At 73.8% G+C, this 26382-nt stretch carries 25 protein-coding genes; 11 read left to right on the top strand and 14 right to left on the bottom strand.

Features of this window, described 5'->3' with window-relative positions; translation table 11 throughout:
- The first annotated feature begins 95 nt into the window (after positions 1-95).
- The 4 genes from ACFY7E_RS09905 to ACFY7E_RS09890 all read left to right on the top strand — a co-directional run bounded on the left by ACFY7E_RS09905 (position 96) and on the right by ACFY7E_RS09890 (position 5170).
- A complete protein-coding gene (locus tag ACFY7E_RS09905; protein WP_389482699.1) occupies positions 96-743 on the top strand; it encodes a PadR family transcriptional regulator in 648 nt (215 codons plus the stop codon).
- 188 nt (positions 744-931) lie between these two features.
- A complete protein-coding gene (locus ACFY7E_RS09900; protein WP_383435329.1) occupies positions 932-1666 on the top strand; it encodes an ABC transporter ATP-binding protein in 735 nt (244 codons plus the stop codon).
- Entirely contained in the window at positions 1663-4527 is a 2865-nt protein-coding gene (locus tag ACFY7E_RS09895; protein ID WP_389482695.1) for an FtsX-like permease family protein, read from the top strand. The genes ACFY7E_RS09900 and ACFY7E_RS09895 overlap by 4 nt, the downstream gene beginning before the upstream one ends.
- A gap of 97 nt (positions 4528-4624) precedes the next feature.
- Complete coding sequence (locus ACFY7E_RS09890; protein ID WP_125662023.1) at positions 4625-5170, top strand: bacterial proteasome activator family protein; 546 nt, start codon at positions 4625-4627, stop codon at positions 5168-5170.
- 104 nt (positions 5171-5274) lie between these two features.
- On the opposite strand, the gene ACFY7E_RS09885 is transcribed toward ACFY7E_RS09890, so the two are convergent.
- From ACFY7E_RS09885 to pdhA, 7 genes are all read right to left on the bottom strand, one after another.
- Entirely contained in the window at positions 5275-6261 is a 987-nt protein-coding gene (locus ACFY7E_RS09885; RefSeq protein WP_389482692.1) for an NAD(P)H-quinone oxidoreductase, read from the bottom strand.
- 162 nt (positions 6262-6423) lie between these two features.
- Positions 6424-7509, bottom strand: a complete 1086-nt coding sequence (locus ACFY7E_RS09880; protein WP_383435337.1) for a potassium channel family protein — start codon at positions 7507-7509, stop codon at positions 6424-6426.
- Positions 7506-9071: a molybdopterin-binding protein gene (locus ACFY7E_RS09875; RefSeq protein ID WP_389482689.1), complete on the bottom strand. Its 1566-nt coding sequence runs from the start codon at positions 9069-9071 to the stop codon at positions 7506-7508. The genes ACFY7E_RS09880 and ACFY7E_RS09875 overlap by 4 nt, the downstream gene beginning before the upstream one ends.
- Positions 9068-9919 carry an NTP transferase domain-containing protein gene (locus tag ACFY7E_RS09870; protein WP_389482687.1) on the bottom strand — a complete coding sequence of 284 codons (852 nt, stop codon included), beginning with the start codon at positions 9917-9919 and terminating at the stop codon, positions 9068-9070. The genes ACFY7E_RS09875 and ACFY7E_RS09870 overlap by 4 nt, the downstream gene beginning before the upstream one ends.
- Positions 9920-10000: 81 nt before the next feature.
- Complete coding sequence (locus ACFY7E_RS09865; protein ID WP_389482684.1) at positions 10001-11386, bottom strand: dihydrolipoamide acetyltransferase family protein; 1386 nt, start codon at positions 11384-11386, stop codon at positions 10001-10003.
- Complete coding sequence (locus ACFY7E_RS09860) at positions 11386-12432, bottom strand: alpha-ketoacid dehydrogenase subunit beta (RefSeq protein ID WP_383435346.1); 1047 nt, start codon at positions 12430-12432, stop codon at positions 11386-11388. Before ACFY7E_RS09860 ends, ACFY7E_RS09865 begins: the two co-directional genes overlap by 1 nt.
- Entirely contained in the window at positions 12432-13589 is a 1158-nt protein-coding gene (pdhA, locus tag ACFY7E_RS09855) for a pyruvate dehydrogenase (acetyl-transferring) E1 component subunit alpha (RefSeq protein ID WP_389482681.1), read from the bottom strand. Before pdhA ends, ACFY7E_RS09860 begins: the two co-directional genes overlap by 1 nt.
- Before the next feature lie 177 nt (positions 13590-13766).
- On the opposite strand from pdhA, the gene ACFY7E_RS09850 reads away from it, so the two are divergent.
- Positions 13767-14291: an Lrp/AsnC family transcriptional regulator gene (locus ACFY7E_RS09850; RefSeq protein WP_383435352.1), complete on the top strand. Its 525-nt coding sequence runs from the start codon at positions 13767-13769 to the stop codon at positions 14289-14291.
- Between the two features lie 27 nt (positions 14292-14318).
- Here the strand turns inward: ACFY7E_RS09850 and ACFY7E_RS09845 are convergent, their stop codons facing one another.
- Together ACFY7E_RS09845 and ACFY7E_RS09840 are read right to left on the bottom strand one after the other, a co-directional pair.
- Entirely contained in the window at positions 14319-14912 is a 594-nt protein-coding gene (locus ACFY7E_RS09845) for a TetR/AcrR family transcriptional regulator (RefSeq protein ID WP_389482678.1), read from the bottom strand.
- Positions 14909-16369, bottom strand: a complete 1461-nt coding sequence (locus ACFY7E_RS09840) for a 3-hydroxyacyl-CoA dehydrogenase (RefSeq protein ID WP_389483348.1) — start codon at positions 16367-16369, stop codon at positions 14909-14911. Before ACFY7E_RS09840 ends, ACFY7E_RS09845 begins: the two co-directional genes overlap by 4 nt.
- 307 nt (positions 16370-16676) lie before the next feature.
- On the opposite strand from ACFY7E_RS09840, the gene paaN reads away from it, so the two are divergent.
- Entirely contained in the window at positions 16677-18374 is a 1698-nt protein-coding gene (gene paaN, locus ACFY7E_RS09835; protein WP_389482675.1) for a phenylacetic acid degradation protein PaaN, read from the top strand.
- Between the two features lie 44 nt (positions 18375-18418).
- Here the strand turns inward: paaN and ACFY7E_RS09830 are convergent, their stop codons facing one another.
- From ACFY7E_RS09830 to ACFY7E_RS09820, 3 genes are read right to left on the bottom strand one after another with little or no spacing between them, the layout of a single operon-like run.
- A complete protein-coding gene (locus tag ACFY7E_RS09830; protein WP_389482672.1) occupies positions 18419-19114 on the bottom strand; it encodes a TrmH family RNA methyltransferase in 696 nt (231 codons plus the stop codon).
- Complete coding sequence (locus ACFY7E_RS09825; protein ID WP_389482670.1) at positions 19111-20394, bottom strand: HTTM domain-containing protein; 1284 nt, start codon at positions 20392-20394, stop codon at positions 19111-19113. Before ACFY7E_RS09825 ends, ACFY7E_RS09830 begins: the two co-directional genes overlap by 4 nt.
- A complete protein-coding gene (locus tag ACFY7E_RS09820) occupies positions 20391-21221 on the bottom strand; it encodes a DUF5819 family protein (protein ID WP_389482667.1) in 831 nt (276 codons plus the stop codon). Before ACFY7E_RS09820 ends, ACFY7E_RS09825 begins: the two co-directional genes overlap by 4 nt.
- A gap of 112 nt (positions 21222-21333) precedes the next feature.
- Here ACFY7E_RS09820 and paaA point away from each other — a divergent pair, with 112 nt between their 5' ends.
- From paaA to ACFY7E_RS09795, 5 genes are all read left to right on the top strand, one after another.
- Entirely contained in the window at positions 21334-22365 is a 1032-nt protein-coding gene (paaA, locus tag ACFY7E_RS09815; RefSeq protein WP_389482665.1) for a 1,2-phenylacetyl-CoA epoxidase subunit PaaA, read from the top strand.
- Complete coding sequence (gene paaB, locus ACFY7E_RS09810; protein WP_053640055.1) at positions 22362-22649, top strand: 1,2-phenylacetyl-CoA epoxidase subunit PaaB; 288 nt, start codon at positions 22362-22364, stop codon at positions 22647-22649. The genes paaA and paaB overlap by 4 nt, the downstream gene beginning before the upstream one ends.
- Positions 22650-22720: 71 nt before the next feature.
- Positions 22721-23428 (top strand): 1,2-phenylacetyl-CoA epoxidase subunit PaaC, encoded by a 708-nt coding sequence (paaC, locus tag ACFY7E_RS09805; RefSeq protein ID WP_389483346.1) that lies wholly within the window; start codon positions 22721-22723, stop codon positions 23426-23428.
- On the top strand, positions 23422-23919 hold the full coding sequence (paaD, locus tag ACFY7E_RS09800; protein WP_389482661.1) for a 1,2-phenylacetyl-CoA epoxidase subunit PaaD: 498 nt from the start codon (positions 23422-23424) through the stop codon (positions 23917-23919). Before paaC ends, paaD begins: the two co-directional genes overlap by 7 nt.
- Positions 23920-25008: a 2Fe-2S iron-sulfur cluster-binding protein gene (locus ACFY7E_RS09795; RefSeq protein WP_389482659.1), complete on the top strand. Its 1089-nt coding sequence runs from the start codon at positions 23920-23922 to the stop codon at positions 25006-25008.
- A 93-nt stretch (positions 25009-25101) separates the two neighbouring features.
- On the opposite strand, the gene ACFY7E_RS09790 is transcribed toward ACFY7E_RS09795, so the two are convergent.
- Together ACFY7E_RS09790 and ACFY7E_RS09785 are read right to left on the bottom strand one after the other, a co-directional pair.
- Positions 25102-25446 (bottom strand): rhodanese-like domain-containing protein, encoded by a 345-nt coding sequence (locus tag ACFY7E_RS09790; RefSeq protein ID WP_383435381.1) that lies wholly within the window; start codon positions 25444-25446, stop codon positions 25102-25104.
- Positions 25447-25501: 55 nt separating this feature from the next.
- On the bottom strand, positions 25502-26344 hold the full coding sequence (locus tag ACFY7E_RS09785) for a hypothetical protein (protein ID WP_389482656.1): 843 nt from the start codon (positions 26342-26344) through the stop codon (positions 25502-25504).
- Positions 26345-26382: the final 38 nt, after the last annotated feature.

Raw genomic sequence — 26382 nt, 5'->3', positions numbered from 1 at the left:
CCGGCGCGGAGGGCCGGGGTCCCCCTTGAGTGGGACCTCGCGCTTCCGTCTCAGGTCGGTTGTCCCCCACGGCATACCCGGTATACATACTGAGTATGTCGATCCGCCACGGGCTTCTCGCCCTCCTCGAACGCGGTCCGCGTTACGGCTCTCAGCTCCGTACGGAGTTCGAGTCCCGCACCGGTTCCACCTGGCCGCTCAACGTCGGCCAGGTCTACACGACCCTCAACCGTCTGGAGCGCGACGGGATGGTCGCGCAGAGCGGCGAGGACGAGGCCGGGCACACGCTCTACGCGATCACCGACAGCGGTCGGGTGGAGCTGAGGACCTGGTTCGAGAAGCCGGTGGACCGCACCAGCCCCGCCCGTGACGAGCTGGCCATCAAGCTCGCCATGGCGGTGGGCGCGCCGAGCGTCGACATCCGCGACGTCATCCAGTCCCAGCGCCGGCACACCGTGCGGGCGATGCAGGACTACACCCGGCTCAAGGCCCAGGCGCTCCTGGCCGTCGAGAGCGGCGGGGCGCGGGAGCGGGACGACGTGGCCTGGCTGCTCGTCCTGGAGCAGCTGATCTTCCAGACGGAGGCCGAGGCGCGCTGGCTGGACCACTGCGAGTCCCGACTGATCCGCCTCTCGGCGACGGCGCGATCGGCACCGGCCGTGCCGGACGCGCCGGACGCCGGGACCTCGGGTCCCGTCTCCACGCCCGTCGCGCAGTCGGGCGCGGAAGGCGCCCGTTCCTGACCCCGGAACACGGAGGCGGAGGCCGCCCGCTCACGACTCCCTCCGCCCTTCCGTAGCTCCGTACCTCCGCCCTTCCGTAGCTCCGCACCTCCGTACCTCCGACCTTCCGTACCTCCGACCGCACCGCCTTCCACCGCACGTTCCGTGCCCGGCCGACCGCCCGGCGCGCCCAAGGGGGGAACCCTTCCATGTCCGCACAGCAGCCCGTGCTGCAACTGAAGAACCTGACCCGGGTCCACGGCTCGGGCGCCACCGAGGTGCACGCCCTGCGCGGCATCGACCTCGCCGTGTACCCCGGCGAACTCGTCGCCGTCATGGGCCCGTCCGGCTCCGGCAAGTCCACCCTGCTCACCATCGCGGGCGGTCTGGACTCCCCCACCTCGGGCGAGGTGATCGTCGAGGACACCGACATCACCAAGATCGGCATCAAGCAGCTCGCGGCCCTGCGCCGCCGCAGCATCGGCTACGTCTTCCAGGACTACAACCTCATCCCGGCCCTCACCGCCGCCGAGAACGTCGCCCTGCCCCGTGAACTGGACGGCACCTCCGCCCGCAAGGCGCGCGTCGAGGCCCTCGCCGCCCTGGAGGAGATGGCGCTCGGCCACCTCGCCGACCGCTTCCCCGACGAGATGTCCGGCGGCCAGCAGCAGCGCGTGGCCATCGCCCGTGCCCTGGTCGGCGACCGCCGTCTGGTCCTCGCCGACGAGCCGACCGGCGCCCTCGACTCCGAGACCGGCGAATCCGTGCTCGCCCTGCTCCGCTCCCGCTGCGACGCGGGCGCCGCCGGCGTCCTCGTCACCCACGAGCCCCGGTTCGCCGCCTGGGCCGACCGCGTCGTGTTCCTGCGGGACGGCGCGATCGTCGACCAGACCGTGCGCAGCGAGGCCGACTCCCTCCTCTCGGGCCGGGTGGCGGAGGCGTGAAGACCTGGTTCCACTCCTGGCGGGCCGCGATCCGCATCGCCCGCCGCGACGCCTGGCGCGCCAAGGGCCGCAGCGCACTCGTCCTCGCGATGATCGCCCTGCCCATCCTGGGCGTCAGCGCCTTCGACCTGACCTTCCGCAGCGCGGAGCTGTCCCCCGCCGAGAAGGTGGACCGGACCATCGGCACGGCCGACGCCCGCTTCAGGGACCCGCAGACGGGCGGCGTGCCGATCCTCCAGGACCCGGCGGGCGAGACGGGCGTCCCGGCCACACTGCGGGACGACGAGCCGTGGCCGTCGGGCGCCACCGACGTCACCAAGTCCATCCCCGCGGGCTCCACCGTCCTCACGGACCGCGTCGGGTCGGCCAAGCTGACCACGGCCCACGGTCTGCTCATGACCGAGGTGCGCGAGCTGAAGGCGTCCGACCCGGTCGCCCGGGGCATCATGCCGCTCCTGGAGGGGCGTTACCCGGAGAAGGACGACGAGGTCATGGCGACCTCGCAGTTCCTGGAGACCAGCGGTCTGTCGGTCGGCTCGACCCTTTCCGCTCGCAATTTCGAACGTCCGTATCGCATCGTCGGCTCGTACGAACTTCCCGACACGCTCAAGACGGATCAGGTCAACGCGCTCCCCGGCGCCTTCCTCGCCCCGTACGCGAAGGCCGTCGAGAAGGCCGGTCTGCCGGACCCGGGCTCCTCCGTCTCGTACCTGGTGCGGACACCCGGTGGTTTCACGTGGAACAAGGTCCAGGAGATCAACGCCAAGGGCGTCCTCGTCGCCTCGCGCGCCGTGCTGCTCGCCCCGCCCGCCGCCGCCGACGTGCCGCTCTACCAGAAGGGGAACTGGGGCGACTACGGGGCCGGCCCCACGGACCGCGCCGCCGAGGTCGCCGCGGTCGTGACCGTGGTGGGCCTGGCGATGCTGGAGATCTGCCTCCTCGCCGGACCCGCCTTCGCGGTCGGCGCCCGCCGCTCGCGTCGCCAGCTCGGTCTGGTCGGTGCCAACGGCGGCGCCCGCAGCCACATCCGGGCGATCGTGCTGAGCGGCGGCCTGGTCATCGGCGTCGCGGCCGCCGTCGTCGGCACCGTGCTCGCCGTGGCCCTGACCCTGGCGCTCCAGCCGCTCCTCGAACAGGCGATGGGCCAGCGGTTCGGCGCCTTCGACGTCCGGCCGCTCGAAATCCTCGCCATCGCGCTCCTCGCGGTCCTGACCGGTCTGCTCGCCGCGATCGTTCCGGCCGTCACCGCCTCCCGGCAGAGCGTCCTCTCCTCGCTCACCGGCCGGCGCGGTGTCCGCCGCAGCAGCCGCGTGCTGCCCGTCATCGGTCTCGTGGCCGTTCTCCTCGGCGGGTCCGTCGCCCTCTTCGGGTCCCTGGTCACCGAGCAGGTCGCCCTGGTGGCGGCCGGTTCCGCCCTCGCCGAGCTGGGCGTCGTCGCGATGACCCCGGCCCTGGTGGGTCTGTTCGGGCGCAGCGGGCGCTGGCTGCCGCTCTCCCCTCGCCTCGCGCTGCGGGACGCCGTCCGCAACCGGGGCCGTACGGCTCCGGCCGTCGCCGCCGTGCTCGCCGCCGTCGCGGGAACGGTCGCCGTCTCCACGTACACGGCCAGCCAGGAGGCCGAGGACCGGGCCTCGTACCAGCCCACGCTGCCGTACGGCGTCGCCGCCGCCTTCGTCCGCGAGGAGGGCGGCCGGGACGTCCCGGCGGTCCGCGAGGCCGTCCAGCGGTACCTGCCCGTCGACCTCCGCGCCGACGTCGACCGCGTCTCGGTCGGTAAACCCGGCTGCTCCCCGTGGGGCGAAGGCGCCGGCTGCGGCCGCTTCGAGGTCGTCATGCCTCCGGCGAACGAGTGCCCGCTGTACACGGCGGCCCCGGACGGCAGCGACCCCGCGCAGCGGTTCACCCCCGACCAGCGGCGGAAGATGATCACCGAGGACTGGCGCTGCGAGGACGGCAACGGCGGCGGGGGGATCTACATCGACGGCGGCCTGCTCATCGGCGACGCCAAGCTCCTCCAGGTCCTCGGCGTCGACGACCCGGGTGCCGTGAAGGCCCTCGCCGACGGCAAGGTCGTCACCTTCGACCGCGCGCAGATCGACGCGAAGGGCACCGTCGGGCTCAAGCAGATCACCGACGTCGCCGCCGCCGACAAGGCCGCGGAGGAGGGCCGCCCCATACCCGGCAAGGTCAGCTCCGTGCCCGCCTACCTGGTGCCCGGCGGCAAGGACTCCTACGGGCTCCAGGCCATGATGACCCCGGCCGCGGCCAAGGCCACCGGCCTCTCCACCGTCCCGCTGGGCGTGTACGTCAGCACCGACCGGCTCCCGGACGGCGAGCAGCGGCAGAGGCTCGACGGCGAGCTCACCAAGCTCGGCAGCAACGTCGAACTGCACCTGGAGGAAGGTTTCGTCAACGACTACGGAATCGTCCTGCTCTCGCTGGCCATCTTCGCCGGCCTGGTCACCATCGGCGCCGCCGGCATCGCCACCGGACTCGCCCAGGCCGACGCCGAGGCCGACCTGAAGACGCTCGCCGCCGTGGGCGCCCCGCCCCGGGTCCGCCGTACGCTCAGCGGGTTCCAGTGCGGTGTCGTCGCCGCGATGGGCGTGGTCCTCGGCTCGGCGGCCGGGCTGCTGCCCGCCGTGGGGCTCCGGCTCACCGAGGAGCGCGACCAGCTCCGCTACCACGAGATGAGCGTCGCCGAGGGCTGGAGCGCCGACACGGCGCCGCCGGACCTGCCGATCGTCGTCCCCTGGGAGACGCTGGGCCTCCTGCTCGTCGCCGTCCCGCTGGGCGCCGCCCTCCTCGCCGCCCTCGTGACCCGCTCGCGCGGCGCGCTGGCCCGGCGCGCGGCGACCTGACGCCCTCCGTCGTCCGTCCGTGCCCCTGTACGAGGGTGGATCACCCTCGTACAGGGGCACACCCCGTGGTGAAGCACGTGTACGAGAGAATGGCGGCATGGAGATGCCGAGGAATGACAGGTCGCAGGAGAGCCCCCAGGTCCTCATCGTGGGACAGGACGGGATGGCGCTCGGCGGCACTCAGGGCGACGACGAACCCCGCGAGGTCCCGGTGACGGAAATGGTCGAGCAGCCTGCGAAGGTCATGCGGATCGGCAGCATGATCAAGCAGCTCCTGGAAGAAGTACGCGCGGCACCTCTGGACGAGGCCAGCCGGGTCAGGCTCAAGGACATCCACGCCAGCTCCGTGAAGGAGCTGGAGGACGGGCTCGCGCCCGAACTGGTCGAGGAACTCGAGCGTCTCTCCCTGCCGTTCACGGACGAGGCGATCCCCTCCGAGGCGGAACTGCGCATCGCGCAGGCCCAGCTGGTGGGCTGGCTGGAGGGCCTCTTCCACGGCATCCAGACGGCGCTGTTCGCCCAGCAGATGGCGGCCCGCGCCCAGCTGGAGCAGATGCGCCGGGCGCTGCCGCCGGGCGCCGGGCACGACGATGACGACGACCACGGGCCGGGCCACGCGGTCCGCTCGGGGCCGTATCTGTAGGTCGTACGGACGCGAGGGGGAGGGGCCCTGCACGGAGCGCGTGCCGGGCCCCTCGTCGTACGGGGACGTACCGGGCCCCTCCCCGTACTACGGGGCGTGCCGGGTCAGGCGCGGGGCGCGAGGAGCAGGACCTTGCCGACGTGGTCGCCGGTCTCCAGCGCCCGGTGCGCGTCCGCGGCCTCCGGCAGCGGCACCGTGCGGTCGACGACCGGCCGGACCGTGCCCGCCTCGACCAGCGGCCAGACGTGCTCCCGGACGGCGGCGACGATCGCCGCCTTCTCCCCCGGCGGGCGGGACCGCAGCGTGGTCGCCATGACGGCGCCGCGCTTCGCGAGCAGCGCCCCGAGGTTCAGCTCGCCCTTCACCCCGCCCTGGAGGCCGATGATCACCAGGCGTCCGTTCACGGCGAGCGCCTTCACGTTCCGTTCCAGGTACTTGGCGCCGACGATGTCCAGGATGACGTCCGCCCCCGCCCCGTCCGTCGCCCGGGCCAGCTCCTCGACGAAGTCCTGCTCGCGGTAGTCGATGAGCACGTCCGCGCCCAGTTCGGCGCAGCGCGCCAGCTTCGCGGGGCTTCCGGCGGTGACCACGACCCGGGCGCCGACCGCCTTCGCCAGCTGGATCGCCATCGTGCCGATGCCGCTCGCGCCGCCGTGCACGAGGAGCGTCTCGCCCGGCCGCAACTGGGCGATCATGAAGATGTTGGACCAGACGGTGCACGTGACCTCGGGCAGCGCGGCGGCCGTGGCCGGGTCGAGGCCCTTCGGCACCGGAAGGAGCTGCCCGGCCGGGACCACGACCTTCTCCGCGTAGCCGCCGCCGGCGAGCAGGGCGCACACCTCGTCGCCGACGGCCCAGCCGGTCACCCCCGGACCGAGCGCGGCGATCCGGCCCGAACACTCCAGACCGGGGTACGGGGAGCTGCCCGGCGGCGGGTCGTAGAAGCCCTGGCGCTGGAGCAGGTCGGCGCGGTTGACCGCGCTCGCCACCACCTCGACGAGCACCTCGCCCTCGCCGGGCACGGGATCGGGCACCTCGGACCAGACCAGGGCCTCGGGTCCGCCGGGTTCCGGAATCGTGATCGCATACATGCCGGCGAGGCTACTCCCGCGACCACCACCGGGGCGGGACGGCGGACCCGGCCGGAGGAGGATCGGGTGCGGCGGCGGGCCGGGTGCGGTGGAGGGATGGATTCGGCGGAAGGGCGGATTCAGCGGCGTCGCGGGTCCGGCGGCGGGGCGGGCCCGGCGGGCTCACTCCTCCGGCGGGGTGGAGAGCCGGGTCACCGGCGCCGCGCGCACGATGGTGATCACCCGGTCGGTCAGCTGGAGCGGGCTGGCCGCGGGGTCGTCGTAGCTGAGCAGGCGGTGGCCCCGGAGCACGCTCACCACCAGGTCCCCGGTCTCCCGCACGCTCTTGCCCGCCTCGCTCTTGGTCACGGGGCGTTCGACCAGGTCGAGGCCGGAGCCCTGCTGGATCAGGTCCTCCATCACCGTGCCGGCGCTGGGGCTCAGCACCGAGAGACCGAGCAGACGCCCGGCGGCACTGGCGCTGGTGATGACCGCGTCCGCGCCGGACTGACGCAGCAGCGGCGCGTTCTCCTCCTCGCGGACGGCGGCGACGATCTTCGCGCCCCGGTTGAGCTGTCGCGCGGTCAGGGTGACCAGGACGGCCGTGTCGTCGCGCTGGGTGGCGATGACGATCTGCCGGGCCCGCTGCACCTCGGCGCGGAGCAGCACGGCACTGCGGGTCGCATCGCCGATGACACCGACGAAGCCGTCCGCGTTCGCCGTCTCGATCACCTTGCTGGAGGGATCGACGATGACGATCTGCTCCTTGCTGAGACCGGTCGCGCAGAGGGTCTGGATCGCCGACCGCCCCTTCGTGCCGAACCCGACGATGACGGTGTGGTCGCGCAAGGTGGACCTCCAGCGGTTCAGCCGGAACTCCTCCCGGGTCCGCTCGGTGAGGACCTCCAGGGTGGTGCCGACCAGAATGATCAGAAACAGCACGCGCAGGGGCGTGACCAGCAGGATGTTGACGAGCCGCGCCGAGTCGCTGTACGGGACGACGTCGCCGTATCCGGTGGTGGAGAGCGTCACGGTCGCGTAGTAGGCGCAGTCGAGGAAGTCGAGCGTCTCGTCGGCGTTGTCGTGGTAGCCGTCGCGGTCGAAGTAGACGAGGAAGATCGTCACGACCAGGACGCCGAGCGCCATGAGCAGCCGCTTGCCGACCTGACGCAGCGGCCGTTCCACCTCCCGGCGGGGGAGGGTGACCCGTGGGCCGGCGATCTTCTCGTCCGCGTGGCGGGCCATCACGTCACGACTGGGAAGTTTCACGTGAAACACGCTCCTTGGGCCGGTGCGGCCCCCGCCGTCGGCGGCCAGGGAAGATCGAGGACGTCCAGTTCCTGTCCGGGCCGTGCCCCGCCGGGCGGGACGACGGCCAGGCCGTCCGCGGCGGCGATGCCGCGGAGCATGGCCGGACCGTTGTAGCGCAGCGGAACGGCCGACCCGCTGCGGCGGACGACCGGGACGAGTCGTGTGTCATGGGGGTGCCCGTGCACCTCGTCCCGAACGGGCACACGGTACGGCACGGGGGTCCGGGCTCCGGATCCGGCCCCGTCCTCCGCGCGGGGCCCGATCCCGGACAGGGCGGCGAGCAGCGGTGCGGCGAGGGTGAGCAGCCCGGAGACGGCCGCGAGCGGGTTGCCGGGGAGGCCGACGAGATGACGCACGCGGCGGGGGCGGGCGGGATCGGCACCAGGACGGGTGGGGTCGGTGCCGAGCCGGGCGGGATCGGTGTCAGGACGGGTGGGACCGGCTCCGAGGCGGGCGAGGAGCATGGGGTGGCCCGGCCGTACCTTCACCCCGTCGATCAGGAGCGTGGCACCGGCCTTGTCGAGGACGCGGTGGACGTGGTCCACGGGCCCGGCGGCGGTGCCTCCGGTGGTGACGACCAGGTCGGCGGCGGAGCCGGTGACGGCCGCGTACAGCGCTTCGGCGTCGTCGCCGATCCGACGGGTGGCGAGGACGTCCGCGCCGAGCGCGGTCAGCCAGGGGCCGAGCATCGGGCCGAGCGCGTCCCGGATGAGTCCTTCGCGGGGAAGGCCGGCCGTGAGCAGTTCGTCGCCGAGGACCAGGATCTCCACGCGGGGACGGGGCAGCACGAGGAGTTCGTCGTACCCGGCGGCCGCGGCGAGTCCGAGGACGGCGGGGGTCACGGTGGTGCCGGCGGGCAGCAGTTCGTCGCCGGAGCGGCACTCCTGGCCCCGGGGGCGGACGTCCTGCCCGGTGACGACCTCGCGCAGGGCGTGCAGCAGGGCAGGACGCCCGCCGCCCGGACGCTCGGTGCGGGAGTGCTCGGTACGGAGGACGGCGGTGGTCCCGGGCGGGACGGGGGCGCCGGTGGCGATCCGGACCGTCTCCCCGTCGGCCAGGGCGGCGGCCGGGGCGTGGCCGGCGAGGACGGCGGGCTCCTCGCGCACGTGCCAGGGGCCGGGGCCTGCGACCGCCCAGCCGTCCATGGCGGAGGTGTCGAAGGACGGCAGATCGGCGAGGGCCGGGAGCGGTCCCGTCAGGACCTGGCCGAGCGCCTGCCCCGACGGGAGGGCCCTCGGCTCCCGGCCGGACCGGGCCGCGACCCCGGCTCGGTGCGCGGCGGCCCGCGCCTCGGGCCAGGCGGTGGCCCGGTGCGGGTGCCCGGGCTCGGCGGCGGGGCCGGGGGTGTCGCCGGCAGACCCGGAAGGGGTGTCAGCGGCCCCGGGTGAGGTGTTGGTAGCCCCGGGTGGGATGTCGGCGGCCCCGGAAGGGGTGCTGGCGGCCCCATGTGGGGTGTCGGCGGCCCCGGAAGGGTTGTCGGCGGTCCCGGGGGCCGCGGGAGCGGGCTCCATCAGGCTCATCCGGCCCCGTCCTGCTCGGCCTCCCAGCGCAGGGCGAGCGCCGCGGCCTTGCGGGCCGCCTCCGCGACCGCCTCGGGGCCTCCCTCGCTCGCGCGCGCCGCCGCGTACCCCACCAGGAAGGTGGTCAGGGGCGCGGCGGGACGGGCCACGTTGTGGGCGGCGTCGCGGGCCAGGTCGAGCAGCACGCCGGTGTCGACGTCCAGTTCGATGCCCAGTTCGTCCTTGACTGCGGTGATCCATTCTTCCAGCACGCTCCCATGCTCCCTGATGCGGGCGCGGGCCGTGGCGATGTCCTCCCAGGTGTCGCAGTCGAAGGAGGCGAGGGGGCCCGCGGGGAGCCGGACGAGCCGGAGCGCGTGCGTGAGGTGACGCAGGGGCAGATGGGCGGGGCCGCCGTGCTCGTGCGCGAGCCGGGCCAGTTCGCGGCGCAGCGGGCCGGACCGGTACGCGGCGACGAGCGGCTGGTCGCGCCCCCCGGCGTCGGTGAGGAGCGCGGCCTCCGCCCCGGGGTCCTCGTCCAGCGCGTCCAGGAGGCTCCGTACGGTGGCGCCGTCCAGGAAGGGGAGGTCGGCGGAGAGGACGAGCAGGACGGCGGCCCCCGTCTCCCGTACACCCGCGTCGAGAGCTGCCACCGGGCCGCCGCCGGGCGGGTCCTCCCTGGTCCAGCGGACGGGCCGGCCGGTCGGCCGGGGGGACCCGACGACCACGGTCCGGCCCGCGTCGGAGCAGGCCGCGAGCACCCGGTCGAGGAGGGTCCGGCCCCCGACCCGTACCGCGGGCTTGTCCGTGCCGCCGAGGCGCCGGGCGGCGCCCCCGGCGAGCACGACGGCGTCGTATGCGGTGGTCACCCCAGCAGTATGGGCCGCCGGGTGCCGCGGGCGCCCGGCCCGTCCCACGAGGAGAGACGGGCCGGGCGGCGACGGGTGTCGTCAGACCGTGCGGAGCAGCACCGCCGGCTGTTCGACGCAGTCCGCCACGTACCGCAGGAAGCCGCCCGCCGTGCCGCCGTCGCAGACCCGGTGGTCGAAGGTGAGCGAGAGCTGCACCACCTGACGCACGGCCAGTTCGCCCCGGTGCACCCAGGGTTTGGGGATGATCCGGCCGACACCGAGCATGGCGGCCTCGGGGTGGTTGACGATCGGCGTGGAGCCGTCGACCCCGAACACCCCGTAGTTGTTGAGGGTGAACGTGCCGCCCGTCAGGTCGGCCGGGGTGAGCGCGGACTGCCGGGCGGCCTCGGTCAGGCGCCCGAACTCCTCCGTCAGCGACTCGGCCGTCCGCTTCCCCGCGTCCTTGACCACGGGGACGACCAGGCCGCGCGGGGTCTGGGCGGCGAACCCGAGGTGCACGTCCGGCAGCCGGACGATCTCCCGTGCGGCGGTGTCGACCGTGGAGTTGAGTTCGGGGAACCGGTCCAGGGCGTGGACGCAGATCCGGGCGAGGAGCGCGAGCAGCGAGATCTTCGGCCCGCCCGTCGCGTTCATCGCCGCCCGGGCGGCCATCAGTTCGGTCGCGTCGGCGTCGACCCAGCAGGTCGCGTCCGGGATCTCCGTGCGGCTGCGGGACAGCTTGTCCGCCACCGCGCCGCGGACCCCGCGCAGCGGAATCCGCTCGCCCGCCGGTGCGACGGAGGGGGCGGGGGGAACGGGCGCCGGCGCGGGCGCCCGATGGTCCGGGGCCGTCGCGAGGGCCAGCTCCACGTCGGCCCGCAGGATCAGCCCCTCGGGCCCGGACCCGTGCACCTGCCGCAGGTCGAGCCCCCCGTCCCTGGCCAGCTTCCGTACGAGCGGCGAGATGACGGGCACGGGCCCCTGATGTACGGATGCGGGCACGGGCGCGGACGCGGGGGCCGCGACCGGAGCCGGAGCGACCGCCGGTGCCGGAGCGGCCGCCGGAACCCGAGCGGCCGCCGGTGCCGTCTGCCGCACCCGGCGGCGCCGGGCGGCCGGTCCGGCGGTGCCGTAACCGACGAGGACGTTGCCGGAGTACTCGGAGGAGACGGCCGACTCGGCGTCCCCGGTGCTCTTCCCGGGGGCGGCGGGAACGGCCGCGGGCGCGGGCTCCCCCGTGCCGCCCACGGCGACCGTCAGGAGCGGTGCGCCGACGGGCAGTTCGGTGCCCTCCTCGCCGTACCGGGCGGTGACGACGCCGCCGTACGGGCAGGGCACCTCGACCATGGCCTTGGCCGTCTCCACCTCGACGACCGGCTGGTCGACGGCGACGACGTCGCCGACGGCGACCAGCCAGCGCACGATCTCGGCCTCGGTGAGTCCCTCGCCGAGGTCGGGGAGCTTGAATTCGAGGACCTGGGCCATCAGTTGTCCGCCTCCCACTGGAGCCGCGCCACCGCGTCCAGGACCCGGTCCACGCCGGGCAGGTGGTGCCGCTCCAGCATCGGCGGCGGGTACGGGATGTCGAAGCCCGCGACCCGCAGCACCGGCGCCTCCAGGTGGTGGAAGCAGCGCTCGGTCACCCGGGCGGCGATCTCCGCGCCGGGGCCGCCGAAGCCGGTCGACTCGTGGACCACGACCGCGCGTCCGGTGCGCCGCACCGAGGCGCAGACGGTCTCGTCGTCGAACGGCACGAGCGAGCGGAGGTCGACGACTTCGAGGTCCCAGCCCTCCGCCTGCGCGGCCTCGGCGGCCTCCAGGCAGACCGGCAGCGAGGGGCCGTAGGTGATCAGGGTGGCGCCGGTGCCCCGGCGGCGCACGACGGCCCTGCCGATGGGCTCGACGGACGCGGGCGCCTCGGGGGACCAGTCGGACTTGGACCAGTAGAGCCGCTTGGGCTCCAGGAAGACCACCGGGTCGTCGGAGGCGATGGCCGCGCGCAGCAAACCGTAGGCGTCCTCGACGGTGGCCGGGGTGACGACGTGGAGGCCCGGGGTGGCCGTGTAGTAGGCCTCGGAGGAGTCGCTGTGGTGCTCGACGCCGCCGATCCCGCCGCCGTACGGCACCCGGATGACGATCGGCATCGGCATCGCGCCGCGCGTGCGGTTGCGCATGCGCGCCACGTGGGAGATCAGCTGCTCGAACGCCGGGTACGCGAAGGCGTCGAACTGCATCTCCACGACCGGCCGCAGGCCGTACATGGCCATGCCGACGGCCGCGCCGAGGATGCCGGCCTCGGCCAGCGGGGTGTCCGTGCAGCGGTCCTCGCCGAACTCCTTCGCGAGCCCGTCGGTGACCCGGAAGACCCCGCCGAGGGCGCCGACGTCCTCGCCCATCACGTGGACGGTCGGGTCCTCGGCCATGGCGTCGCGCATGGCGCGCTGGAGCGCCTGCGCCATCGTGGCGGGCTTGGCCCTCCCGGCCTTCCCGGCGGTTCCGGACGCCTTGGATCCGGTCGTCGCGGTCGTCATCACGCCTCACCCTCGGCTTCGAGCTCGGCGCGCAGCTGCGCCGCCTGTTCGCGCAGCTGCGCGGTCTGCTCCGCGTACACGTGCGCGAACAGGTCCATCGGGTCGAGCACCGGGTCGGCGTTCATCCGTTCGCGCAGCTCCGCGGCCATCGTCTCGGCGGCCTCGGCGGCGGCGCGCCTGCCGTCCTCGTCGAGCAGGCCGCGTGCGGTCAGTTCCCGTTCGAGGATCAGGACGGGGTCGTGCGCCCGCCAGGCCTCGACCTCGGCGGCCTCGCGGTAGCGGGTGGCGTCGTCGGCGTTGGTGTGGGCGTCGATCCGGTAGGTGACGGCCTCGACGAGGGTCGGTCCGCCGCCGCGCCGCGCGCGTGCCACGGCCTCGGCGAGCACCTGGTGGACGGCGACCACGTCGTTGCCGTCGACGAGCCGGCCCGGCATGCCGTACCCGACGGCCTTGTGGGCGAGGGAGGGCGCGGCGGTCTGCTTGGCGAGCGGCACGGAGATCGCGAAGCCGTTGTTCTGGACGAGGAAGACCACCGGGGCCTGCCAGACGGCCGCGAAGTTCAGCGCCTCGTGGAAGTCGCCCTCGCTGGTGCCGCCGTCGCCGACCATGGCGAGGGCGACGACGTCGTCGCCCTTGAGGCGGGCGGCGTGGGCGAGGCCCACCGCGTGCGGGAGCTGGGTGGCCAGGGGGGTGCAGAGCGGCGCGATCCGGTGCTCGTGCGGGTCGTAGCCGGTGTGCCAGTCGCCGCGGAGCAGGGTCAGCGCCTGGACGGGGTCGAGGCCGCGGGCCACCGCCGCCAGGGTGTCGCGGTACGAGGGGAAGAGCCAGTCCCGGTCCTCCAGGACCGCCGCGGCGGCGATCTCGGACGCCTCCTGGCCGGTGGTGGACGGGTACACGGCGAGCCGGCCCTGCTTGGTGAGGGCGGTGGCCTGGGTGTTGTACCGGCGGCCGCGGACCAGCTCCGCGTAGAGCCTCAGCAGCAGCGCGGGATCGGCGTCGGCCACGGCGTCCGTGCCGAGCACGCGCAGCGGCTCGGTGTCGGGCAGCAGCGGCGCGGGGTCGGTGCGCGGCCGCCACGTCGGCGGGGTGGTCCGGTGGGCGGGCGCGGCACCGGGCGGCTCTTGGACTGTCGAACTGCGCTGTCGCAACGAGTCCACCTCCTCGTGGGAGCGGGCTTACAGCCCGAAGGCGGGCGGCGCGAGTGTGGTGCGCCTCACCTACCGATTGTTCGGTCGTGGAGGCATTTTGGCTACAGGCGCCTCCAGCCTGTGGACAAACGGTTGTCCACAGCCTGGGATAAGGGCAGGTCGTCCACCGGAGAGAGGCGGGGGCACATGGCGGATGAACAAATGGCCGACGAGTGGGAGCAGGTCGTGTCACCGGGCCCCGCGGCGGCGCTCCCGGGCCCGCCCGCGCGCCCGCTGGACGCCGTCGACCGCGACATCCTGCGGATACTCCAGACGGACGGCCGCGCCTCGGTGCGGTCGGTGGCCGACCGGGTGCACGTCTCCCGGGCCAACGCCTACGCGCGGATCAACCGGCTCATCGACGACGGGGTGATCCGCGGTTTCAGCGCCCGCGTGAACCACGAGCGGGCGGGCCAGGGCGCCTCCGCCTACATCACGCTCAAGATCGTCCAGAACTCCTGGCGGACCGTGCGCGAACAGCTCCAGGCCCTGCCGGGAGCCGCGCACATCGCGCTGGTCAGCGGCGATTTCGACGTGCTGCTCCTGGTGCACACCCCGGACAACCGGACCCTGCGCGAGCTGGTGCTCACCAAGCTCCAGTCGATCCCGGAGGTGCTCTCGACCCGGACCCTGCTGGTCTTCGAGGAGACGGACCTCGACCCGGACCGCTGAAAGGGTCCGGGGCACCTCCGGAGGTCCTCAGCGGGCCGTCCGCAGCCCGTCGAAGGCCAGGCGGGCGACGGTGTCCGCGATCCGCTGCCGCTCCGCCGCCGTGTCCGGGTGCGGCCGGTACCACTCCACCAGCGAGTTGATCATGCCGAAGAGCAGCCGGGTCGCGAGCCGGATGTCCACGTCGGCCCGCAGGTCGCCCTCGGCGACGGCCGCCTTCAGGAGGTCGGCCACCCGATGGTCGAACTCGCGGCGCCGTTCCATCGCCCACCGCTCGGTGGCCGTGTTGCCGCGCACCCGGAGCAGCAGCGTCACGTACGGCAGCTCCGCGATCAGCACCTCGACGGTGCGGCGCGTGACGTGCTCGACCCGCTCGACGGCCCGGCCCCGCCCGGCCCCCGGCTCGTCGAGGACCGCGAACAGGCCGTCGAGCGCCCGGCTGACCGCCCGCCGGAGCAGCTCCTCCTTGCCGGACACGTGGTGGTAGATCGACGACTTGGAGATGCCCGCCGCCTTCGACAGGTGCTCCATGGACGTGCCGTCGTAACCGCGCTCGTTGAAGACCCGCACCGCGACCGAGAGCAGCGTCTCGGGGGTGTACGTGTCGCGCTTCGCCGTGGTCATCGGGAGTCACGTCCTTCCTCGGCGTATCCCCGGCGGGCGGTGCCCGGGCTCGGCGCGTACCGCCCCGTCGGGTGACGCTCGTGCAGCGACACGAGCAGCTCCCGTACGCGCGCGTGGCCCACCCTTCCGGCCCACTCCAGCGGCCCCAGCGGATAGTTCACGCCGAGCCGCATCGCCGTGTCGACGTCCTCGGCGGTGGCGACCCCCCGGTCGACCGCGTCGGCCGCGAGGTCGGCCAGCATCGCGACCGTGCGGGCGACGATCATGCCGGGCACGTCGCCGATGACGGACACCTGCTTGCCGAGGGCCTGGAAGAGGCCGACGGCCTCGGCGAGGGACTCGGGCGGGGTGTCCTCGCCGGTCGACAGCACGATCCGGGACGCGCGCGCGTAGTCCAGCGCGAGGTCGAAGTGGATGATCTCCTCGCCGGGGTACTCGTAGGCGGCCTCGCCGTCGGCCAGGCCGAGCCGGGCGCCGCCGGGCAGCTGGATGTAGCCGGCGCCGGCCCTGCGCCGGACCTTGATCCCCGCCTCCTCGAAGAGCCCCACCAGCGGCTCGGCGACCTCCAGATCGCCCCGGACGACGATCTTCTCCGGAGCCTTCGCCGGCGGTGCCGTGTGCGGCTCGGGCCGCTCGGCGCCCTCCGCGTACGAGAACCAGCCGTGGCCCGTCTTGCGTCCGAGGCGGCCCGACTCGACGAGCCGGCGCTGTGCGAGCGACGGGGTGAACTTGGGGTCGTGGTGGAAGGACTCCCAGACGGAGCGGGTGACGGCCTCGTTCACGTCCTGGCCGATGAGGTCGGTCAGCTCGAACGGGCCCATGCGGAAGCCGCCGCTCTCGCGCAGGGCCGCGTCGACGGTGGCCGGGTCCGCGCCACCCTCTTCGTACACGCGCAGCGCCTCGGCGTAGAAGGGGCGCGCGACCCGGTTCACGATGAAGCCGGGGGTGTCCGCGCAGCGCACCGGCGTCTTGCCCCAGCCCTTCACCGTCTCGTACGCGCGCGTGGCGACGTCCGGGTCGGTGGCGAAGCCGCTGACGACCTCGACGAGCGGGAGCAGCGGCGCCGGGTTGAAGAAGTGCAGTCCGACGAACCGGCCGGGCAGCCGCAGCCCCCCGGCGACGGCGGTGACGGAGAGCGAGGAGGTGTTGGTGGCGAGGACGGTGTCGTCCCCGACGACCTCCTCCAGGTCCGCGAAGAGCCGCCGCTTGACGGAGAGGTCCTCGACGATCGCCTCGACGACGAGGGCCGCGTCCGCGAGCTCGGCGAGCTCTCCGGCCGCGTGCAGCCGTCCGACGGCCGTCTCGCGCGCGCCGGCGTCCAGCCGACCCTTCTCCACGAGCCGGTCGAGGCGGGCGGTGAGGGCGGCCACGGCCTCCCCGGCCCGGCCCGGGGCGCTGTCGTAGAGGCGCACGGGGTGGCCGGCGACCAGCGCGACCTGGGCGATGCCCTGCCCCATGGTCCCGGTGCCGACGACGGCGACGACGCGGTCCCGCGCGACGGGCCCCACGACTGCGGCACGATCCGTCTCCACGGCGTCGGCGCCGTCCGTCCGCACGGCTTCCGCGCGGTCCTGCTCCACGGCGGCGGCCTCGTTGGCGGTCACGTCGTCGCTCCCCCTGACGGTCACGTCGGCACTCATGGGAGTGATCCTCCCCGATGGGTTTTCCACAGGATCGGCGGACCCCCTTGTCCCGACCGATCGTTCGGTTACTCTAACTCCGTACGTGTCTCCCTGCCCAGCTCGACGAGGAGTTGGTCCATCCATGGCCACCGCCCAGCCGACCACCGACCGTCTGGCCGAGAAGCACCGGTCCACGCTCGACCAGGCGCTCGACACCATCCGCACCCGTGCCTACTGGTCGCCGCACCCCGAGCACCCCAAGGCGTACGGGTCGGACGACTCGCTCGACGCGGCGGCCGGTCTCGCCGCGTACCAGTCCCTGCTGAACGGCCGCTTCGAGCTCGACCAGCCCGGCACGGACGGCTGGACCGGCGGCGAGGTCTCGCCGTACGGCCCGGAGCTCGGCGTCGAGTACCCGCACCCGGACGTCGACGTGCTGCTCCCCGCCATGCGCGCGGGAATGGGCGCCTGGCGGGACGCCGGGGCCGAGACGCGCGCCCTGGTCTGCCTGGAGATCCTCGCCCGGATCTCCGCACGCACACACGAGTTCGCCCACGCCGTCATGCACACCAGCGGCCAGGCGTTCATGATGGCCTTCCAGGCCGGCGGCCCGCACGCCCAGGACCGCGGCCTGGAGGCGGTGGCGTACGCGTACGCGGAGCAGACCCGCACCCCCGTCGGGCGGGCCGACTGGTCCAAGCCCCAGGGCAAGCGCGGCCCCCTGGAGCTGAGCAAGGAGTTCACCCCCGTCGGCCGCGGTGTCGCCCTGCTGGTCGGCTGCAACACCTTCCCCACGTGGAACGGCTACCCGGGCCTGTTCGCCTCCCTCGCCACCGGCAACGCGGTCCTGGTCAAGCCCCACCCGCGCGCGGTCCTGCCGCTGGCGCTCACCGTCCGGATCGCCCGCGAGGTGCTCGCCGAGACGGGCTTCGACCCGAACCTGGTGGCCCTCGCCGTCGAGCGCCCCGGCGAGGGCATCGCCAAGGACCTGGCCCTGCGCCCCGAGGTCCGGATCATCGACTACACCGGCTCGACCGCCTTCGGGGAGTGGCTGGAGGCCAACGCGCGCCAGGCCCAGGTCTACACCGAGAAGGCCGGGGTCAACACGGTCGTGGTGGACTCCACCGACGACTACCGGGGCATGCTCGGCAATCTGGCCTTCTCGCTGTCCCTCTACAGCGGCCAGATGTGCACCACCCCGCAGAACCTGCTGATCCCCCGCGACGGCATCGACACCGACCAGGGCCCCAAGTCGTACGACGAGGTCGTGACCGACCTCGCGGCGGCGGTCGACGGCCTGCTCGGCGACGACGCCCGGGCCAACGGTCTGCTCGGCGCCCTGGTCAATCCGGACGTGAAGGCGCGTCTGGAGGCCGCCGCCGACCTCGGCGAGGTCGCGCTGGCCTCCCGCGAGGTGGCCAACGCGGAGTTCCCGGACGCCGTGGTCCGCACCCCGGTGATCGTGAAGCTGGACGCCTCCGAGCCGGAGGCCCGGGACGCGTACTCCTCGGAGTGCTTCGGCCCGGTCTCCTTCGCCGTCGCGGTGGACTCCACCGCCGACGCCCTGGAGCTGCTGCGGCGCACGGTCCGCGAGCAGGGCGCGATGACGGTCGGCGCGTACACGAGCTCGGAGGAGGTCGAGCGCGCGGTGGAAGAGGTCTGTCTGGAAGAGGCGGCCCAGCTGTCGCTGAACCTGACGGGCGGGGTCTACGTGAACCAGACGGCCGCGTTCTCCGACTTCCACGGCTCCGGCGGGAACCCGTCGGCGAACGCCGCCCTGTGCGACGGCGCCTTCGTCGCCAACCGCTTCCGGGTGGTGGAGGTCCGCCGCCAGGCCTGACCCGCCGTGTGCGGCGGGGTCGGTCGGGCCTCGCCGCACACCCCCTAGGGGGTGTCGATCTCCGCGTACCGCTGGATCCACGCGTGCATGGCGATGGCGGCGGCCGCCCCCGCGTTGATCGACCGGGTGGAGCCGAACTGGGCGATCGAGCAGACCCTCTCCACGTGGGCGCGGGCCTCCTCGGTGAGCCCGGGGCCCTCCTGCCCGAAGAGCAGCACACAGCGGCGGGGGAGCACGGTGCGCTCCAGCGGCACGGCGCCGGGCAGGTTGTCGATGCCGATGACGGGCAGGCCCTCGGCCGCCGCCCACGAGGTCAGCGACTCGGTGTCCGGGTGGTGGCGGACGTGCTGATAGCGGTCGGTGACCATGGCGCCGCGCCGGTTCCAGCGCCGCCGGCCCACGATGTGGACCTCCTTGGCCAGGAAGGCGTTGGCGGTCCGCACCACCGAGCCGATGTTGAAGTCGTGGCCCCAGTTCTCCACCGCCACGTGGAAGTCGTGCCGCCGGGTGTCCAGGTCGGCGACGACCGCCTCCCGCGTCCAGTACCGGTAGCGGTCGACGACGTTGCGCCGGTCGCCGCCGGCGAGCAGCTCGGGGTCGTAGCGCTCGCCCTCGGGCCACGGCTCCGGGTGCGGCCCGACGCCGACCTCGGGGCCGAACCCCTCGTCGTACTGGACCGGCTCCCGGTCGGGACCGGCGGTCTCCGGCCCGGTCCCGGGCCTCTCTTCGGTGGTGCTCACCCGACGAGGGTACGGGGGCCGTGCTCCTCGTCCGTACGGCGCTGCTCGGGCAGCGTCCCGTCCGGCGTCCGCCGCAGCAGCCGGTCCCGGACCCGGGACACCCGCGCCCCCAGGGCCACCAGGAACACCGTCGGCAGGAAGACCGCGTCGGCGGAGATCATCGCCAGCGAGAAGACCGGCAGGCCGAGCAGCAGGGCGATCCCGGCGTGCTCCAGCATCATCACGACGAGGAGGACGTTCTTGACCCGGCGGTCGAAGAGCGTGAAGGGGAAGGCGACCTGCACGATCACCGTGCCGTAGGTCAGCGCCATGACCATGATCCCGCTGGAGGCGAGCAGCTCGGAGAGGGCGGGCCAGGGCGTGAAGTAGTCGAGGTGGAGCGGGTAGAACAGCGCGGTGCCGTCCTGCCAGCGCGAGCCCTGGATCTTGTACCAGCCGGCCGTGGCGTAGATCAGACAGACCTCCGCCATGAGCACCAGGAGGGTGGCGTTGTGCGCGAGGTCGGCGAGGGCGTCCAGCAGGGTGCGGGGCTCCCCCGGGGCGTACCGGCGCACCAGCCACCACAGCGCGTTCCCCAGCCAGAGCACCCACAGCAGCACCGGCATCCACCACTCGCCGCTGACGTCGGAGAACCAGGTGGCGGCCACGAGGAAGCCGCCGAGCACGGTCCACAGCAGCGGGCCGGTGAGGTCGCGGCTCGGGGGTTCCCCGGCGCGGGCGGCACGCTCCTCGCGGGCCGCCCGCCGGGCGTCGAGGGACCACACCCGGGAGCAGCGGGTCAGGACGAGGTAGATCGCGGCGAGGTGGAGGACGTTGTCGCCGCCGTCGCCCACGAAGACGGCGCGGTTCTGCAGCGACAGCACCCCGGCCATGAAGACCACGGAGACGGCCCGGGTGCGCCAGCCCACCAGGAGCAGGACGGCGGAGAGCGCCGCGAGTCCGTAGACGACCTCGAACCAGATCCGGCCGTCCGACCACATGAGCACGGTGAAGGCCCGGTTGTCGGCGATCAGGTGCTCGGCCATCCCCCAGGACCAGGGGCTCTCGACGCCGTACAGCCGGTGCCGGTGCGGCAGCTCGCGCAGCAGGAAGAGCAGCCAGGTCAGCGAGAAGCCGATCCGTACGATCGCGCTCTGGTACGGGCCGAGGGTGCGACCGGTGACGGCCTGGACGGCACGGGCGAGCCGGCGGTCGAAGGGCTCGCGGGCACGCGCACGCGTGGAGGCGGACACGGGCGGCGGTGTCGGTGCCGGTGTGGGCGGCGGTACCGGCGTGCTCATCGGGCCGCCTCCGCGCGGTTCGGGGCCACGTCCGCGCGCTTCCGGTCGGCGTCGGCACCGGTGTCGGCGGACCGGTCGGCGTCGGTGATCCGCCACCACGGGAAGTCGCGGTGGGAGGGGGAGGACTTCGACTTCTCGGTGCTCCAGCGCGGCACGGGGACGGGCCGGGTGACGGCGCGGAGCTGGACGCGGCGCACGTCGGAGCCCGCGAGGGAGGGCAGGCCGTCGAGCCGCTGCACCGCGATCCGGCGCATGTACTGCTCCGAGAGGCGGCCGCGCGTTCCGTTGGGGCGGTGGTCCTCGGTGTGCGAGTTGAAGTAGAAGTCCACGGCCCTGCGGAGCTGGTTCTGCTGGGTGTGACTGGGCATCGGGTTGTGGCGGATCGCCCCGGTGTCCTGGGCGGTGAGGTCGATCCAGCCGGTGGTCCGGCGGGTGCCGTCGGCGGCGGTCACCTCGGCGCGGGCCTCGACGGAGACGTTCTGCTGGAGCGGATTGGGTGCGAAGAGCTTCCAGTTCTGCTCGAACTCGGGGTAGACCCAGTCGTCGACGGCCCGGCCGTTCTGCTTGGTCAGCGTGTTGGACGGCGCCACGTGCAGGAAGACCATCGCCAGGTGGACGCAGGCGAACACGCCGGTGACGGCGAGCGCGACGGCGACGACGACCTGGTACGGCAGGGAGAGCGCCATGATCCCGGCGCCCGTCCCGGCGACCGGCGGGGGCGCGGGGTCCGAGGGAGCGGGGCCCGAGGGAGCGGGCGAGAGTTCCTCCCGGGGTGTGCGCAGGCCCTCCCGCACCCCGTCCGCGTCCTTTTCGGCGTACGCGTCCATCCCGCCCCGATCCCGATCGGCCCACCTCGGTCGTCCACAGGGTTGACACCATACGGGCCGCCGTCTCACCATTGAAGCCAATGAACCGAACGATCGGTCGGTAGGGGATCTGATGACCGCAGTGACGGCAGGAACGGCAGGGACCGCGGGCGCGGCGGGCGGCGCGGGCACGGCCGACGCGGCGGACGCGGCCGCGGTGGAGGCGGCCGCCCACGAGGCCGTGTTCGACGCCGCCGTCGCCGCCGACGAGCGCATCGAGCCGCGCGACTGGATGCCCGAGGCCTACCGCGCCTCGCTCGTCCGGCAGATCGCGCAGCACGCCCACTCCGAGATCATCGGCATGCAGCCCGAGGCGAACTGGATCACCCGCGCGCCCTCGCTGCGCCGCAAGGCGATCCTGATGGCCAAGGTGCAGGACGAGGCGGGCCACGGGCTGTACCTGTACAGCGCGGCGGAGACCCTCGGCACCAGCCGCGACGAGCTGCTCGACAAGCTCCACTCCGGCCGCCAGAAGTACTCCTCGATCTTCAACTACCCCACGCTGACCTGGGCCGACGTCGGCGCGATCGGCTGGCTGGTGGACGGCGCCGCGATCACCAACCAGGTCCCCCTGTGCCGCTGCTCCTACGGCCCGTACGCCCGCGCGATGGTCCGGGTCTGCAAGGAGGAGTCCTTCCACCAGCGCCAGGGGTACGAGGCGCTGCTCGCCCTGTCGAACGGCACCGAGGCCCAGCACGCCATGGCGCAGGACGCGGTGGACCGCTGGTGGTGGCCCTCTCTGATGATGTTCGGCCCGCCGGACGACGAGTCGACCCACACCGCGCAGGCGATGGCCTGGAAGATCAAGCGCCACTCCAACGACGAGCTGCGGCAGCGCTTCGTCGACATCGCCGCGCCGCAGGCCGACGCCCTCGGCCTCACCCTCCCCGACCCGGACCTCCGGTGGAACGAGGAGCGCGGGCACTACGACTTCGGGCCGATCGACTGGACCGAGTTCTGGGACGTCCTCAAGGGGAACGGCCCCTGCAACGACCAGCGGCTGAGCAGGCGGCGCCAGGCCCACGAGGACGGCGCCTGGGTCAGGGAAGCCGCGGCGGCCCACGCGGAGAAGCACACCGGAAAGCACGGGGAGGCACAGGCATGACGAGCGACGGTTGGCCCCTGTGGGAGGTGTTCGTGCGCTCGCGCCGCGGACTGTCCCACACCCACGCGGGCAGCCTCCACGCGCCCGACGCGGAGATGGCCCTGCGCAACGCCCGCGACCTGTACACCCGCAGGAGCGAGGGCGTCTCGATCTGGGTCGTGCCCTCCGCGACGATCACCGCCTCCTCGCCCGACGAGAAGGACCCCTTCTTCGACCCGGCGGCGGACAAGCCCTACCGCCACCCGACCTTCTACGAGATCCCGGAGGGGGTGAAACACCTGTGAGCACCTCCGACACCCGGGAAGGCGCCGGGACCCGGGAGAGCGCCGACGCCCGCGAGGGCGTCCCCGCCGCCGTGCCCGTCGGCGCGGCCCTCGCCCTCGGCGACGACGCCCTCGTCCTCTCCCACCGCCTGGGGGAGTGGGCCGGCTCCGCCCCCGTCCTGGAGGAGGAGGTCGCCCTGGCGAACATCGCGCTCGACCTGCTCGGCCAGGCCCGCGTCCTGCTCTCCCTCGTCGGCGACGAGGACGAACTGGCCTACCTCCGGGAGGAGCGCTCCTTCCGCAACGCCCAGCTCGTCGAGCAGCCGAACGGCGACTTCGCCCACACCATCGCCCGGCAGCTGTACTTCTCCACCTACCAGCACCTGCTGTACGGGTGGCTGGCCTCCGGCGACGGGCCCTTCGCCGGTCTCGCGGCGAAGGCCGTCAAGGAGGTCGCCTACCACCGGGACCACGCCGAGCACTGGACGCTGCGCCTCGGCGACGGCACCCCCGAGAGCCACGAGCGGATGCGGCGGGCCTGCGACGCCCTGTGGCGGTACACCGGCGAGCTGTTCCGGCCGGTCGAAGGGCTCGACGTGGACCACGCGGCCCTGGAGAGCGCCTGGCTGGAGTCGGTGACGGATGTCCTCGGCAGGGCCACGCTCGCCGTGCCCTCCGGGCCGCGCACCGGCGCCTGGAGCGCGGGCGCGGGCCGCCAGGGCCTGCACACCGAGTCCTTCGGGCGGATGCTGGCCGAGATGCAGCACCTGCACCGCAGCCACCCGGGGGCGTCGTGGTGACCATGACGGCCCTGGAGGAGGAGCTGAGCCGGGTCGCCGGAGCCGTCCCCGACCCGGAGCTTCCCGTCCTCACCCTGGAGGAGCTGGGGGTGATGCGGGGGGTCCACGTCACCGGTCCCGGCCGGGTCGAGGTCACCCTCACCCCGACGTACACGGGCTGCCCCGCGATCGAGGCCATGTCCGCGGACATCGAGCGCGCCCTCCACGACCACGGGGTTCCGGAGGTCTCCGTCGTCACGGTCCTCGCCCCCGCCTGGTCCACCGACGACATCAGCGAGGAGGGGCGGCGCAAGCTCACCGAGTTCGGCATCGCCCCGCCGCGCCCGCAGGGCCCGGCCGGCGGCCCGGTGCCGCTGACGCTGGCGATCCGCTGCCCGCACTGCGGTTCCACCGACACCGAGCTCCTGAGCCGCTTCTCCTCCACCGCGTGCAAGGCACTGCGCCGCTGCACCGCCTGCCGCGAACCGTTCGACCACTTCAAGGAGCTGTAGATGGTGTCCTCAGGCGCGGGGCGGGCCGGGTTCCATCCGCTCGCGGTGAGCGAGGTCGAGCGGCTCACGGACGACTCCGTGGCCGTCACCTTCGCGGTCCCGCCCGAGCTGCGCGAGGCGTACCGGCACCTGCCCGGCCAGCACCTCGCGCTGCGGCGCACCGGCGAGCGGGGCGAGGAGGTCCGGCGCACGTACTCGATCTGCGCCCCCGCCGCCCCGGTCGGCGAGCCCCCCGTCCTGCGCGTCGGCATCCGGCTCGTGGACGGCGGCGCGTTCTCGACGTACGCCCTCAAGGAGCTGGCCGTCGGTGAGCTCGTCGAGGTCATGGAGCCGATGGGACGCTTCACGCTCGCCCCGCGTCCCGGCCGCTTCGCCGCCGTCGTCGGCGGCAGCGGCATCACCCCGGTGCTCTCGATGGCGGCCACCCTGCTCGCCCGCGAGCCGGAGGCCCGGTTCTGTCTGGTCCGGAGCGACCGCACCGCCGCGTCCACGATGTTCCTGGACGAGGTGGCCGACCTCAAGGACCGTTACCCCGACCGCTTCCAGCTGGTCACCGTGCTCTCCCGGGAGGAGCAGCAGGCGGGGCTGCCGTCCGGCCGGCTCGATCGCGAGCGGCTCGCCGGGCTGCTCCCCGCGCTGCTGCCGGTCGGCGAGGTAGACGGCTGGTTCCTGTGCGGCCCGTTCGGTCTGGTGCAGGGCGCCGAGCGCGCGCTGCGCGACCTGGGCGTCGACCGGGGCCGGATCCACCAGGAGATCTTCCACGTCGACGACGGCTCCGCGCCCGCGGCGGCCCCGGCGGCCGACGCCCCCGCGCACGCCACCCTGACCGCGACCCTGCACGGCCGGTCCGGGACCTGGCCGGTGGAGCGGGGCGAGTCGCTCCTGGACACCGTGCTCCGCGCCCGCGCGGACGCCCCGTACGCCTGCAAGGGCGGGGTGTGCGGCACCTGCCGGGCCTTCGTCGTCGGCGGAGAGGTGCGGATGGACCGCAACTTCGCCCTGGAGCCGGACGAGACGGAGGCCGGTTACGTCCTGGCCTGCCAGTCCCGCCCCACCACCGCCGACGTGGAGCTGGACTTCGACCGCTGACGGGGCGGGGCCGGAGGGCCTGGAGAAGATTCCGGAGACCCGGGGGTCCGGGAGAGGACGACGCAAGCCCTCCCCGGGCTCCGGGGCCGGGGGTCAGAGGACGAACGCCCGGCCGCCGTTCTCCGCCACCATCGGGCGTCCGGCACCGTCCCAGGCGAGCATCCCGCCGTCGACGTTCACCGCGTCGAAGCCCTGTTGGACCAGGTACTGGGTGACCTGCGCCGACCGGCCGCCCACCCGGCACATCACATAGGCCCGGCCGTGCTCGGCCAGGGACTCCGTGACCTCGCCGAAGCGGGCCACGAAGTCGCTCATCGGCACGTGCACCGCGCCCTCGACGTGGCCTGCGGCCCACTCGTCCTCCTCCCTGACGTCCAGCACCAGGGCGTCGGCCGGCACGGAAGCCGCGTCCACCGAGGGCAGCGGGGAGAAATTCATGGGACCGGCCTTCTCTCGTGGGAACCGCCCGCAGGAAGTCGGGCGCACGGAAAACCTACTGCACCAGGCCGGACAGCTCGTTCTCCCGCTCGGAGACCTGCGCGAGCAGCTGCTCCGCGATCTCCTCCAGGAGCCGGTCCGGGTCGTCCGGTGCCATCCGCAGCATCGCGCCGATCGCGCTCTCCTCCAGCTCCCGCGCCACCGCCGACAACATGTCCTTGCGCTCCGCCAGCCACTCCAGGCGCGCGTACAGCTCCTCGCTCTCGCCGAGCCGCTCCTCGGCCGGTGCCGGCCCGGCCTCCCACTCGGCGGACAGCTCGCGCAGCAGTCCCTCGTCGCCCCGGGCGTAGGCGGCGTTCACCCGGGTGATGAACTCCTCGCGGCGCTTCCGCTCGTCCTCCTCGCGGGCCAGGTCGGGATGGGCCTTGCGGGCCAGCTCGCGGTAGAGCCTGCGGGCCTCCTCGCCGGGCCGGACCCGCTTCGGCGGCTGGACCGGTCGCTCGGTGAGCATGGCCGCCGCCTCGGGGGAGAGGCCGTCGGTGTCGATCCAGTCGTGGAACAGCTCCTCCACGCCCGGCATCGGCATGACGGACGCCCGCGCCTCCCGGGCCCGCCGCAGGTCCTCCGGGTCGCCGGTGCGCGCCGCCCGGGCCTCGGCGATCAGCGCCTCCAGCTCGTCGAGCCGCGCGTACATCGGGCCGAGCTTCTGGTGGTGCAGCCGGGAGAAGTTCTCCACCTCGACCCGGAAGGTCTCGACGGCGATCTCGAACTCGATCAGCGCCTGTTCGGCCGCCCGCACGGCACGCCCGAGCCGTGCCTCGGGCCGCTCGTCGCCCCCGGTGTCCGCGCCCTGCTCCAGGCCCTGGTCCACGTCGCTGTCCTCGTTCCGGCTCGTCACCCTCCCAGCGTAAGGGGCCGGGGGATCGGTCCCGCGCG

Origin of the sequence: Streptomyces sp. NPDC012825 (genome assembly GCF_042900925.1) — a bacterium.
Classification (GTDB): domain Bacteria; phylum Actinomycetota; class Actinomycetes; order Streptomycetales; family Streptomycetaceae; genus Streptomyces.
Note: the sequence above shows the minus strand (reverse complement) of the source record. Positions and strands in the feature narration are given on the sequence as shown.

Bases quoted from the DNA above. Each gene is read 5' to 3' on its own strand.
- ACFY7E_RS09905 (WP_389482699.1), top strand. From the start codon at position 96: ATGTCGATCCGCCACGGGCTTCTCGCCCTCCTCGAACGCGGTCCGCGT.
- ACFY7E_RS09900 (WP_383435329.1), top strand. From the start codon at position 932: ATGTCCGCACAGCAGCCCGTGCTGCAACTGAAGAACCTGACCCGGGTC.
- ACFY7E_RS09890 (WP_125662023.1), top strand. From the start codon at position 4,625: ATGGAGATGCCGAGGAATGACAGGTCGCAGGAGAGCCCCCAGGTCCTC.
- ACFY7E_RS09885 (WP_389482692.1), bottom strand. From the start codon at position 6,261: ATGTATGCGATCACGATTCCGGAACCCGGCGGACCCGAGGCCCTGGTC.
- ACFY7E_RS09875 (WP_389482689.1), bottom strand. From the start codon at position 9,071: ATGAGCCTGATGGAGCCCGCTCCCGCGGCCCCCGGGACCGCCGACAAC.
- ACFY7E_RS09865 (WP_389482684.1), bottom strand. From the start codon at position 11,386: ATGGCCCAGGTCCTCGAATTCAAGCTCCCCGACCTCGGCGAGGGACTC.
- ACFY7E_RS09860 (WP_383435346.1), bottom strand. From the start codon at position 12,432: ATGACGACCGCGACGACCGGATCCAAGGCGTCCGGAACCGCCGGGAAG.
- ACFY7E_RS09850 (WP_383435352.1), top strand. From the start codon at position 13,767: ATGGCGGATGAACAAATGGCCGACGAGTGGGAGCAGGTCGTGTCACCG.
- ACFY7E_RS09845 (WP_389482678.1), bottom strand. From the start codon at position 14,912: ATGACCACGGCGAAGCGCGACACGTACACCCCCGAGACGCTGCTCTCG.
- ACFY7E_RS09840 (WP_389483348.1), bottom strand. From the start codon at position 16,369: ATGGGGCAGGGCATCGCCCAGGTCGCGCTGGTCGCCGGCCACCCCGTG.
- paaN (WP_389482675.1), top strand. From the start codon at position 16,677: ATGGCCACCGCCCAGCCGACCACCGACCGTCTGGCCGAGAAGCACCGG.
- ACFY7E_RS09825 (WP_389482670.1), bottom strand. From the start codon at position 20,394: ATGAGCACGCCGGTACCGCCGCCCACACCGGCACCGACACCGCCGCCC.
- ACFY7E_RS09820 (WP_389482667.1), bottom strand. From the start codon at position 21,221: ATGGACGCGTACGCCGAAAAGGACGCGGACGGGGTGCGGGAGGGCCTG.
- paaA (WP_389482665.1), top strand. From the start codon at position 21,334: ATGACCGCAGTGACGGCAGGAACGGCAGGGACCGCGGGCGCGGCGGGC.
- paaB (WP_053640055.1), top strand. From the start codon at position 22,362: ATGACGAGCGACGGTTGGCCCCTGTGGGAGGTGTTCGTGCGCTCGCGC.
- ACFY7E_RS09795 (WP_389482659.1), top strand. From the start codon at position 23,920: ATGGTGTCCTCAGGCGCGGGGCGGGCCGGGTTCCATCCGCTCGCGGTG.
- ACFY7E_RS09790 (WP_383435381.1), bottom strand. From the start codon at position 25,446: ATGAATTTCTCCCCGCTGCCCTCGGTGGACGCGGCTTCCGTGCCGGCC.